Below are 10846 nucleotides of genomic sequence, written 5' to 3'. Positions count from 1 at the left end.
CCCCCGAGAAGCTGTCGACCGCCGCCTGGTTGAGGCACACGTCGACCGGCCCGAGGGCGTCGACCACGCGGTAGAAGCCGATCAGCGACACCCGCACGTAGTGGTCCATGGTGAGCCCGGTGAGGTTCTGCACGGTCTGGATGAGCAGCTGGGCGCCGGCCGCATCGCTGCCGCCGCTCTGCTTGCCGAGCGAGAACGCGGCGTTCAGCTTGTTCTTGCCGTAGCCGGGGATGTCGACGTACGAGTCGCGGGGCATCGAGATCATGGTGGCGCTCGCGCCATCGGCCGGGATGTGCAGCACGATCATCGTGTCGGTGTTGGTCGCCCCGCCGTCGGAGTCCGTGCTGAGCAGGGCGAGCTCTTCGGGGGTGGCGTTGTCGGGCCGGTGGTCGTCGCCGACCAGGAGGATGTTCTGGGCCACGCCGTCGACGTCGTCGCTGTCGTCGCTCCCGCCGCCGCCCGGAGAGGGGATGGCGTCGACGGTCGTGACCCCGCCCACGAAGCGGTTGTAGCTGTAGGCGGCGTACCCGCCGGTGAGGAGCAGTAGCGCCGCCATCACGCCCGCGACGGCGGGCAGCACCACCACTCGTCGGCGACGGGCCCTCGCGTGCCTGGGGGGCGTGCGCCCGTCCGTCGCGGCGGCGTCGCCGCCCTCGTGGGGCGCCGTCTCGTCGTATCGTCCGGGTCGTCTGCTCACACTCGATGGTAACCAGACGACCGGCGAGGGTTCCTGACGATCCCGTGCGGATGACCCGACGGGTCAGACGACGGCCGCGATGCGCCAGCCCGCCTCGTGCGACTCGCCCGGGCCGAGACGGACGAGGTCGATGCCGCTCGTGAACGCGTCGGGCGGGCAGGTCATCGGCTCGACGGCGAGCCCGCGGCGGTGGTTCTCGGGTTCGGGCCGGTCGCCCGTGTGCACCTGCACCCACGGCAGCTCGGGGCCCCAGCTCATGCGGACGCCGCGGCCGTCTGAGGCGGTGACCCGCGCCTCCTGCAGTCCGCCGGGCGCGGCCGCGACGTCGGTGAAGGCGTGGTCGACGAAGAGGTCGCCGATCTGACGCCCCTCTCGGAAGTCGAAGCCGTCGCGCTCGGAGACCCCGTGGACGCCGAGCGGCACCAGGCGGTCGTCGGTCACCTCGAGGTAGCTGTCGGCGGCGAGGGTGAGGGTCCAGTCGTCGACGCGTCCGTCGCCGGCCACGAGGTAGGGGTGCGGGGCGACGCCGTAGGGGGCGCGACCCGTCCCGGCGTTGAGAGCGAGCACCGTGGTGCGCAGCCCGTCGTCGTCGAGCAGGTACTCGACCCGGAGGTCGAGGCGGTACGGGTAGCCGTCGCTCGGCGCGAGCTGCGTGGCCAGGACGACGCGGTCGGGGGTGTGATGCTCGACCGCCCACTCGGCCCACTGGACCAGCCCGTGCAGGGCGTGACCGCGCTCGGCCTCGGTGATCGGCAGCTGCCGCTCGACGCCCTCGTCGTCGTACGTGCCGTCGACCACGCGGTTCGGCCACGGTGCGAGCAGCGCGCCGCGGTAGAGCGGCCTGACCTCGTCGACGCCGAAGGGCACCACGAGGTCGCGCCCCTCGTGCGTCAGCACGCGCAGCGTCGCCCCGACCCCGGCGATCTCCGCCCGGTAGGGCCCGTGCTCGATGGTGCTCGCCGAACCGCTGACGGGCAGGGTCGAGGCCGACCCCGCGAGCGAGACGGACGAGGAGGTGCGGGTCAGGTCAGTCAAGGGGGGCCTCTTCGAAGACGGTGCGAGACAGGTGCTCGTTGCGGAACCGGCCGTCGGGGTCGACGGCACGGGCGTGCGCGGCGAAGTCGTCGAGTCGCGGGTAGCGCTCACGCAGCGTCGCGCGGTCGAGCGTAGCCACCTTGCCCCAGTGCGGGCGCGCGTCGAACGGGGCCAGCGCCTCCTCGACGAAGGGCAGCACCGCGAGGACCTCGTCGGCGAGTCGCCGCCAGGTGAAGTGGAACGCGACGCTGGCGCGACCGCCGCTCGGGCTCAGCCAGGCGTCGTCCGCCGCGATGGTGCGGATCTCGCTGACGAACAGGACGTCGGCGAAGCGGTGACCGATGGCGCGCAGGGCCTCGACCGCGGCCACGGCGTGCTCGGCGGGCACGAGGTACTCGCTCTGGATCTCCTCCCCCGCGCTCGGGGTGAAGTCGGCGCGGAAGTGCGGCAGGCGGTCGAGCCAGGGGCCGGGCACCCCGAGCTGGGGCGTGACGGCGTCGGCCGCGGTGTCGGGCAGCATGTGCACGGCGACCTCGGCGGGCACGGCGCCGAGGTCGGCGAGGTCGAGGCCGACCGAGTCGCCGACGCGGGACTTCGACCACACCTGGTCGACGGAGTCGCCCGTGTAGCGCGTGAAGAGGCTGACGCTGTAGGCGTTGCCGACCACCTCGTCGAAGCGGTCGAGCGCCGTCCGCCAGGGCAGCGCGGAGTGGACGGTCTGCACGACGTCGAAGGTCGGCACCGTGTCGAGCACGAGGGCCGTGACGACACCGAGAGCGCCGAGACCGACGACGGAGGCCTCGAAGGCGTCGTCGCCACGTCGGTCGACCTCGAGCGAGCCGTCGGCCCGGACGATCTCGACGGCGGCGACGGAGGCGGACAGGGCCGGGTTGCCGACCCCCGAGCCGTGCGTGCCGGTCTGCACGGCACCGGCGACCGAGATGTGCGGCAGCGAGGCGAGGTTCGGCAGCGCGCGACCGTGCCGCTGCAGCTCGGCGGCCAGGACGGCGTGGGTCGTGCCCGCCCCGACGCGGACGGTGCCCGCCTCAGCGTCGAGCTCGATCGGCACGTCGAGCCGGTCGAGCGACACGAGCGTGCCGTCGGTGTCGGCGACCCGGTTGAACGAATGCCGCGAGCCGAGGGCCTTCACCCTGCGGGAGGAGGTGACGACGTCGCTCACCTCGTCGACGGTGGTGGGACGGCGCAGGTCTGTCGTCGAGTACTCGACGTTGGCGGCCCAGTTGTGCATCGGGACTCCTTCGGCTCGGTTGCCCGTTCACTCTAGACCTCGACGCCCCCACGGAGTGAGCGCTCACATGCGTGCCCCGCGAGCGAAGCGACCCGGGGACGACACGCGGCGGACCCCCCGAACTGGGGAGGCGCGACCCCCCTCACTGGGGAGAGGGCGGGCATGGTCCGATCGGCCGTGAGCGGGTTGTCTGGAACGGGACGCCACGCGAGGGAACGCCGGCGACCGAGACGACCAGGGGACGATCACGATGGACACCGCCGCATCCGGCACGGATCAGCCGTCCGACGTCGTCCACCGGGCCCCGCGGACCCTCGGGAGGATCCGTTCGGAACGCGCCCCGCGCCTCCGGAGGTCCCCCCGCTTCTACCTCACCTACCTCGACGCGCCGCAGGCCTCGGACGACCGCTCGGTGCCCGCCGGCAGCTGCCTCGTGCTGCGGTCCATCGGCGGCGACGACCCCCGGCTCGTGGAGGTCCGCCTGCCCGACGACTCGACCGTGGGCACCGCGCGCCTGCGCCGCGGGTCGTCGGTGGGCCTCGCGTCGCCCGAGTCGCTCGCCGCCCTGGTCTCGCTCGGGACGGTCTTCGTCGACTGGACGTCGCCCGACGGCGTGCGCCGCGCCTCCTGGTTGCGCGTCCCGCCGATCCCCGCCCGGTACCGGGGCCTCGCCGGCTGATCGCGCACCGCCGCAGGCGGTCGGATTCGGCACGCGCGCAGCACCCGGGGCTGTCGGACGCGTCAACCGTCGTACGCGACGTGGTGCAGCTCGGCAGCCTGACGCTCGTCGTACAGCTTCACGTAGGCCTGGGCGATCATGTCGGGCTCGGCGTCGGGGTGGCCGGCTCCGATGAGGGCGGTGATCCCGACGTGGGCGACGTAGACGCCCTTCTCGGCGAGTGAGTCGTGGAGGTTCAGAGTCCAGTTCCGAAGACCCGCGGCGGCGATGTTGACGTTGCCGAGGAAGGGCATCGGACTGATCGACCCGCCCCCGGTGGTGACCAGGACCGTTCCGTTCCCGGCCTCGATCATGTCGGGCAGCACCCATCCGACGGAGGCGAGGGCTCCGCCGAGGTAGAAGTCGATCTGCGGCTGCAGGTTCTCCATCGTGACGTCGAGGACGTCGACGGGCGCCAGGCTCGGGTCGGCGGGTGAGAACTCGAGGACGTCGATCGGGCCGAGGGTGCCCTTGATCTCGGTGAGGGCGCTCGTGATCGTCTCGGGGCGGCTGACGTCGGCGGTGAACCCCTGGGCACGGACGCCTTCACTCTCGAGGGTTTTCGCGAGGGTGTCGAGCTTGGCCTGGTCGCGGGCGACGAGGGCGACGTCGAAGCCCTTCCGCCCGAAGGCGCGAGCGATCTCGAGGCCCAGGCCGGGGCCCGCTCCGATGATGGTGATGAGAGGCATGGTGCTTCCTTCCGTGGCCCGTCGGTCGTCGGGGCGTCGTGCTGGTGAGATAAGTTGAGGTCGTCCTCAATCAAGCGCCAGCTTATGTTGAGACCACCCTCAATATCCAGTGGAGTTGCCGTGAAAAAGACCCCGGGCCTTCGCCGTGACGCGCAGGCGAACCTCGAGAAGCTGCACACGGCTGCCCTCGCGGTGTTCTCGAGCCGCGGGCTGTCCGCGCCGCTGGAGGACATCGCCCGTGAGGCCGGTGTGAGCATCGGGACGCTCTACAACCGGGTGGGCTCGAGGGAGGCACTGATCGATGCAGTCGTGCCTGCCGTCGCGGGCGAGAAGCTGATGGTCCTGACCGAGAGGACTCTGAGCCAGCAGTCCCCGCGCGGACAGCTGGAGACGTTCATCTCGGAGATGATCGACCTGCAGCTCAGCGACCCCGTCATGAACGACGCCATGCTCCGGCGATACCCGGACGCCACCGCACTCATCACCGCCTGCGAGCGATCGACGGCACTCGGGAAGGAACTGGTCGAGAACGCCCACACCGCGGGCGCGCTGTCGGAAGACTTCACCCCCGACGACCTCATGGCCGTGCTCTGGATGGCCGGGACGGCGAGCCGCGATCCTGCAGCGCCCGACGGTTGGAGGCGTGTCGTCGATCGTGGTCTTGCTGCGGCCTGGACCGACTAGCTCGAGTCAGCAAGGCCCGGCGCCTCATCGAGCCTTCGAAGCGCACATCGACGAAGGCCTCCCTCTGACACTCGTTCCTGCCAAGCTGCCGGTAACACCCGCCTCCTGTCAGACATGTCATAGGTATGAGACCCCCTTCAGACGACACGCTCCGTGCGAGTCGGTTCCGCGACCTCTACGAGACGACCCACGCTGACGTCGTGCGTTTCGTCCGCCGACGGGCCGGACCGGAAGTCGCCGACGACGTCGCCCATGAGGCCTTCCTGGTGGCGTGGCGTCGACTCGACGACATCCCCGTCGAGCACGGAGCCGCTCGTGCGTGGCTGTTCACCACCGCACGCAACTGCCTCCTGAGCGATCGACGCTGGGCCGCCCGGCGCGACGCGCTGCCGATCCGCCTGGCGGCCGAGCGTGACGACACCGACACCGAAGCAGTCGACCGTGAAGTCTCGCTCCGACTCGATCTGCAGGCGGCATGGCCGCGACTCCTCCCCGACCAGCAGGAGGCGCTGTCCCTCGCGATCTGGGACGACCTTTCCTCGGCGGAGGCCGGCCGGGTGCTGGGCATCTCGGCGGCCGCCTACCGGATCAGACTGCACCGTGCCCGCGGCGCCCTCCGACGTCTGATCGACACCCCCGCCTCCTCGGCGATCTTCCGAACCACGACTGCGACGGAGTCCTGACCATGCACGACGACACCCTCTTCCGCACCCTGCGAACCCTGGACGCCGCGCCGCGGCGGACCCCCGACGAGGCATCCCGCCGGCGGGCCGAGGCACGACTCGAGCAGATCCTCGCTGCGAACCCCTCGGGCACGCCCGCTGCTCCCCCGCGCGTCTCCCCGCTCCGACCGACTCCGAAGACCCGATGGCTGGCCCTTTCGGCCGTGGCCGTCATCGCGATCGGCGCTCTCGTGATCGTGCCGACAGTCACCCGGCCCGACCCCGCCTACGCGTCGTGGACCCCCGTGCCGAGCACCCTCACCGAGGCCGAGCGCACGATCGCGGTCACCGCCTGCCTCCAATCGGACGGCGGCTTGAAGTCGGCCCGGCCTCTGCTCGCGGAGCGTCGCGGAGAATGGGTCGGCGTCGTCATCGATGGCGAGATGAACGCTGAAGTCCCCGCGACGACGAGCTGCCTGATGCACCTTCCGACCGGAAGCGATCACGCCGAGTCGCTGACGTGGGGAAGCAGCGGCGGACAGGGCGCCGTACCGATCGGTGGTCAGTTCACCGACGGATCCATCAGTCAATTCGGCGGCGGCGGGCTGTTCGGCCTCTGGGCCCGGCCGACGGTGTCGTTCAACGTCGGCGACGTCGGGTCCGACGTCGCCGCGGTGACGATCGTCGATGCCGACGGCCAGACCGTGCAGGCCACGGTCGACGACGGGCGCTTCGTCGCCTGGTGGCCAGGTCGCGCGTTCGGCGACGAGACTGAGGGCAACGGCGGGCCAGCCCCCTCTCTGACGTACAGCTTGACGATGCGTGACGGCACCGTCAACGACGACGCCGAGCCGACGCTGCCGCGGTAGCGAGTCGCAGCTACAGCATCTCCGCCGTGTCCGAGTGCGCCGACGGCGACGCGTCGGAGATGCAGGGCGACGGGGAGTGACGCTTGCGCGCCGCGCGCTCACGCGGCGCACGCTCGGGTCACCGGCGCCTCAGGGGCGCTCGGGGCCTGGCAGATCCCCCAGGCGGTCTTGGTCTTCGTGGTCCGCAGCTCCGGGTAGACCTCGACCATCACGTCCGGGATGACCTCCCACGAATCACGGTCCTCCTCTCGGCGGAAGGCCTCGAACGCTGCCGCGTGTTCGGGCTCGAGGGAACGGAAACGGCCCTCGGGATCGCGTGCCACACGCTGAGCTTCGCCCGCTCGGACGAGTTCGGCACGCTGGGACTCTGGCAACGGACGCAGCGCACCAGCGAGGACGAGCCAGTCGATGACCTCCTGCATGTCGCCACGCGAAGGCCCCCTCCCCTTCGTGTCCTCCGCGACTCCGCTCGAGGCCCGCGTGGGCGAGACGAGCCACGGGACGACGAAGCTCGGCGAAGCTGCGCCGAGTCCGTTCAGGTCTCGGGCCCTCGCCTCTGCGAACCAGGCCTCATAGATGAGGCGGCTCTCGCACTGGGCGAACGCGGCGGCCGCGGCAGGCGTGGGCAGCTCCGGGTAGGAGATCGTGGCTGGACCGGTCGGAGTGGTCGGGCGAGACCGCTGGCTCCATCGGGGCAGCCTCATCGCAGGGAACTCGCCGTCATGCGCTCACGGTACCGGTCCCCTCACGACGTGCCGACTGGCCGTTGCCGAGCTCATCGAGGGCTCGAGGGCTCGACCTCATGGAGCGACCGCGGGATCGAGGGCGAGGCGTAGCAGTTCCTTGGCGCGCTGATATCGGCTCCGTGCGGTCGATGCCGGGATGCCCATGACCTGGGCTGCGTCGGTGATCCTGAAACCATCCCAGTGCACGAGACGGATCAGCTCCGCCATGTCCGGTTCGAGACGTGAGATCGCGTCCCTGACTTCGAGGTGCTCATCTGCTGGTGGTGCTGTGGTCGACGTGAGGGCGGCGTGCCCGCGGAGGCGATCAGCGAGCGCCCACCGCCGGTGCACGCCTCGCGCGTGGTTGAGCAGAACGCCGCGGGCGATGCCGAAGAGCCACATCCGAGCCCCCATGGGCTTCTCGGGCAGGTCATCGAGGCGGCGCCAGGCGACGACGAATGTCTCGCCCAGCAGGTCCGGCGCGTCGTCAGAATCCGTGCGCCGGCGCAGGTAGGACAGCAGGTCGACCGAGCTGGCCTCCAGAGCCGACCGCAGGGCGCGCTTGCGGTCGCCGATCACGGGGTGACCGTCTCGCAGAGGATCGACTCGTCTGCGGTGTAGTCGTGGCCGCCCTCGAACATGGCTGCCTCGGCGTTGAGCACGTCGCGGACGGCGTTCGACACGGCCGCGGCGTAGACGTCGTCCTCGGTGGGGCCGGACGCTGTGGCGTGGACGTCCTCGAGGTACCCGCCCGGGAGAACGGCGACGTAGGAGATGCTCGTGTCGCGCTGGCGCACTTCCGTGATGGATGCATCGACATCGGCCTGGTCGATGAGGTCGGAGTCTCGGAGGTGGCGGGCGAAATCGCTGTCGTTCGCCGGGTCGAACCGTGTGACGGCACCGTCGCTGTCGACGCTCTCGATGTCGTAGACGGCGACCCGCGCCTCGCAGGCGCGACCACTCGGCAGGACGAAGGGATAGGCGAGATCAGGGTCCTGGGCCCACGGCGCCCAGTCGAACACCGAGGCTGCGACAGCCGTGCCCGCTCCGCTGACGAGCAGAGCTGCGATGCCCGCGGTCGCGACGACTCGGAGCGGCCGACGCCGAGGCCGCGGGGCAGATCGGGCCTCGATGGCCATGAGTGCTAGGTCGTGGCGCAGTGCTGGGGAGACGCTCGTCTCCGCGGGTGCACTGTCGGCGAGGAGCACGTCGAGGTGATCGGGGGTGTGGGTCATAGCTCCTCCAAGGTGGGTTCACCCTGTACGTGTCCGGTTCAGGGAGAAATGTCCATACCCGCGGCCCACCTCCTTGCGGCACGTCATGAGATGTTGTCGAGCGTGCACCAAGCTAGGAGCACGACGGGTGCCGATGACGCCGCCTCCGCACCCTCGAGAAAGACACCGGCATGATCTCGCTGACCGCTGCCTCCGCCATGGCCCTCGTCGCCCTGGGCATGGTGCTCACTCCGGGCCCGAACATGATGTACCTCGTCTCGCGCAGCATCAGCCAGGGGCGGCGCGCGGGTCTGGTCTCGCTCGCCGGTACCGCGGGCGGGTTCGTCGTCTACATGACCATGGCCAACGTCGGCCTCGCCGCAGTGTTCGTCGTCGTCCCGTGGCTTTACACGGCCCTGAAGATCGCCGGTGCCGCCTACCTGCTCTGGCTGGCCTACAAGACCCTCCGCCCCGGTGGCGCCTCCGTCTTCGACACCCGCGACCTGCCCCGCGACTCCGCCGCGAAGCTGTTCCGAATGGGACTCGTGACGAATCTGCTGAACCCCAAGGCGGCGATCATGTACCTCGCCCTCATCCCCCAGTTCGTCGACCAGAACGCCGGCAGCGTCGTCGGCCAGGGCTTCCAGCTCGGGGCCGTCCAGATCGCGGTCAGCCTCGCCGTCAACGCCGGCATCATCGTCGCCGCCGGGTCCATCGCGGTCTTCCTCCGCCGCCGACCGAGCTGGATGCGATGGCAGCGATGGGCCACCGGAACCCTCCTCGGCGCCGTCGGCGTCAAGCTCGCCCTCGACGCGCCTGCACCGGCCACGGCCGGATAGCGACCCCCTATCGGGCACCTGCACACAGGGCGATTGATCCGACGAAGTGTCATGCGGACAGGGTTGCAGCGGGAAGATGGCTGACGTCCACGAGCCACGGAACGTGCACGCCATCGCCATTGGCGGCGCGTGTCACTACTCTCTGAGAGTGGGGAACCGGGGCATCTACGTCGAGACCGTGATCGCCGCCGACGTCGAAGAGGTGTGGGCGGCAACACAGGACCCGACACAGCACGTGCGGTGGGACGTTCGATTCTCGGAGATCGTCCCGGATCGCAGGGTCGACGACGACGCAGTGCGGTTCACTTACGTCCGCCGTTCTCCCCTGCACGACGTGCACGGGACCGGGGTGAGCATCGGGGAGAGCCGACGACCCGACGGGTCCCGAACCTCGGCACTGCGCTTCAGCACGACCGACTGGCTCTCGCCGATCCGCACGGGACGTGGATACTGGCGGTACATCCCGACCGGCGATGGGCGCACGCGGTTCATCACCGGTTATGACTACGACGGCGGATGGGGCCTGATCGACCTCATCGTGCGGCCGCTCCTCGGCTGGGCGACCGCATGGAGCTTCGATCGTCTGCGGATCTGGCTCGAGGGAGGAGCAGAACCGGAGGCCTGGCCACTCGCCTCGGTGCTGCAGATCTGGCGTCAGGATCGGCCTCGCGCCTCCAGGACGCTCCGGGCACCTGCTGGAATGTCCCGTCGAAGCGACCACCTGAGGGATGCGCCTGCCACTCTGATGGCGCTCCCTGACCCGAGAGGCGACCGATGACGTCGGTGTTCGAGAAGGCGCTTGGCGCGGACTTCCAGCGACTGCACCCGATGATGCGTCGGCGGTTCGGTGTGGGTCTCGATTCTGCCGAAGCTTGCATCGGCCGCGGCGTCATGTCCTCCATCCGGCGCGGCCCCTGGTGGACGGTACCGTTCTTGCAGATCGGTCGGCTGCGGAACATCCTGGTGCCAGATGTCGGCCGGGATGTGCCTTTCACCATCGAGAACTACCCCTACCGCGACCGCAACGGACGCGAGACGGTCACCTTCGTCCGCACCTACACGACCAAGCCGGGCCGGACCGCGCGGTTCGACGCCACGATGGTGCTGGTCGAGGGCCGGGTGCTCGACTACCTAGGGTCGCACCAGCACCTCGCGGTCGACCTCGACCTCACCGTCGACGACAGAGGCGGTCTCGTTCTCACATCCGATGCGCAGCGCTTCTATGAGGGGCCTGTCGCGTTCAAGTTCCCGATGCTGCTCAGCGGTCGGGCGACTTTGCACGAGTGGTGGTCGGACGACGACCAGGCTTTCCATGTCGACATGGAGGTGCGGAACCGCGTCTTCGGATTCCTCTTCGGATACCGCGGTGCGTTCACCTGCGAGTGGACGCCCGCCACGGACGCACCGGACCGACTCAAACCGCGACGGACCGAAACCCGGACATAGCCTGGACCGATGGCTGCCG

14 protein-coding genes are annotated in these 10846 nt (G+C 70.1%); 7 read left to right on the top strand and 7 right to left on the bottom strand.

The window, feature by feature from the left end:
- The 3 genes from ACZ6JE_RS12675 to ACZ6JE_RS12665 all read right to left on the bottom strand — a co-directional run.
- Positions 1-697 (bottom strand): LCP family protein (locus ACZ6JE_RS12675; RefSeq protein ID WP_464319172.1); only part of this gene is annotated, 697 nt, incomplete at its 3' end.
- Positions 698-760: 63 nt separating this feature from the next.
- Positions 761-1732 (bottom strand): aldose 1-epimerase family protein, encoded by a 972-nt coding sequence (locus tag ACZ6JE_RS12670; protein ID WP_464319171.1) that lies wholly within the window; start codon positions 1730-1732, stop codon positions 761-763.
- On the bottom strand, positions 1725-2981 hold the full coding sequence (locus ACZ6JE_RS12665) for an FAD-binding protein (RefSeq protein ID WP_464319170.1): 1257 nt from the start codon (positions 2979-2981) through the stop codon (positions 1725-1727). Before ACZ6JE_RS12665 ends, ACZ6JE_RS12670 begins: the two co-directional genes overlap by 8 nt.
- A gap of 250 nt (positions 2982-3231) precedes the next feature.
- On the opposite strand from ACZ6JE_RS12665, the gene ACZ6JE_RS12660 reads away from it, so the two are divergent.
- Positions 3232-3660, top strand: coding sequence for a hypothetical protein (locus tag ACZ6JE_RS12660; protein WP_243213964.1), 429 nt, complete (start codon positions 3232-3234; stop codon positions 3658-3660).
- Between the two features lie 62 nt (positions 3661-3722).
- On the opposite strand, the gene ACZ6JE_RS12655 is transcribed toward ACZ6JE_RS12660, so the two are convergent.
- On the bottom strand, positions 3723-4388 hold the full coding sequence (locus tag ACZ6JE_RS12655; protein ID WP_192059002.1) for an SDR family NAD(P)-dependent oxidoreductase: 666 nt from the start codon (positions 4386-4388) through the stop codon (positions 3723-3725).
- A gap of 84 nt (positions 4389-4472) precedes the next feature.
- On the opposite strand from ACZ6JE_RS12655, the gene ACZ6JE_RS12650 reads away from it, so the two are divergent.
- From ACZ6JE_RS12650 to ACZ6JE_RS12640, 3 genes are all read left to right on the top strand, one after another.
- Positions 4473-5072: a TetR/AcrR family transcriptional regulator gene (locus tag ACZ6JE_RS12650; protein WP_192059004.1), complete on the top strand. Its 600-nt coding sequence runs from the start codon at positions 4473-4475 to the stop codon at positions 5070-5072.
- Positions 5073-5197: 125 nt separating this feature from the next.
- Positions 5198-5755, top strand: coding sequence for an RNA polymerase sigma factor (locus tag ACZ6JE_RS12645; protein ID WP_243213963.1), 558 nt, complete (start codon positions 5198-5200; stop codon positions 5753-5755).
- Positions 5756-5757: 2 nt separating this feature from the next.
- Complete coding sequence (locus ACZ6JE_RS12640) at positions 5758-6603, top strand: hypothetical protein (RefSeq protein ID WP_464319169.1); 846 nt, start codon at positions 5758-5760, stop codon at positions 6601-6603.
- A gap of 98 nt (positions 6604-6701) precedes the next feature.
- Here the strand turns inward: ACZ6JE_RS12640 and ACZ6JE_RS12635 are convergent, their stop codons facing one another.
- The 3 genes from ACZ6JE_RS12635 to ACZ6JE_RS12625 form a co-directional block, all read right to left on the bottom strand.
- Positions 6702-7025: a hypothetical protein gene (locus tag ACZ6JE_RS12635; protein WP_464319168.1), complete on the bottom strand. Its 324-nt coding sequence runs from the start codon at positions 7023-7025 to the stop codon at positions 6702-6704.
- Between the two features lie 378 nt (positions 7026-7403).
- Entirely contained in the window at positions 7404-7907 is a 504-nt protein-coding gene (locus tag ACZ6JE_RS12630; RefSeq protein ID WP_464319167.1) for an RNA polymerase sigma factor, read from the bottom strand.
- Positions 7904-8563 (bottom strand): hypothetical protein, encoded by a 660-nt coding sequence (locus tag ACZ6JE_RS12625; protein WP_192059014.1) that lies wholly within the window; start codon positions 8561-8563, stop codon positions 7904-7906. The genes ACZ6JE_RS12630 and ACZ6JE_RS12625 overlap by 4 nt, the downstream gene beginning before the upstream one ends.
- A gap of 170 nt (positions 8564-8733) precedes the next feature.
- Between ACZ6JE_RS12625 and ACZ6JE_RS12620 the strand changes: the two genes are divergently transcribed.
- The 3 genes from ACZ6JE_RS12620 to ACZ6JE_RS12610 all read left to right on the top strand — a co-directional run bounded on the left by ACZ6JE_RS12620 (position 8734) and on the right by ACZ6JE_RS12610 (position 10827).
- Entirely contained in the window at positions 8734-9381 is a 648-nt protein-coding gene (locus ACZ6JE_RS12620; RefSeq protein WP_192059016.1) for a LysE family translocator, read from the top strand.
- 76 nt (positions 9382-9457) lie between these two features.
- Complete coding sequence (locus tag ACZ6JE_RS12615; RefSeq protein WP_244636785.1) at positions 9458-10159, top strand: SRPBCC family protein; 702 nt, start codon at positions 9458-9460, stop codon at positions 10157-10159.
- Positions 10156-10827 carry a DUF4166 domain-containing protein gene (locus tag ACZ6JE_RS12610; RefSeq protein ID WP_464319166.1) on the top strand — a complete coding sequence of 224 codons (672 nt, stop codon included), beginning with the start codon at positions 10156-10158 and terminating at the stop codon, positions 10825-10827. The genes ACZ6JE_RS12615 and ACZ6JE_RS12610 overlap by 4 nt, the downstream gene beginning before the upstream one ends.
- Positions 10828-10846: the final 19 nt, after the last annotated feature.

This window comes from Frigoribacterium sp. AC759 (assembly GCF_979256015.1).
The sequence above is the reverse complement of the archived record's forward strand: the minus strand, read 5'-3'. Positions and strand labels throughout refer to the sequence as shown.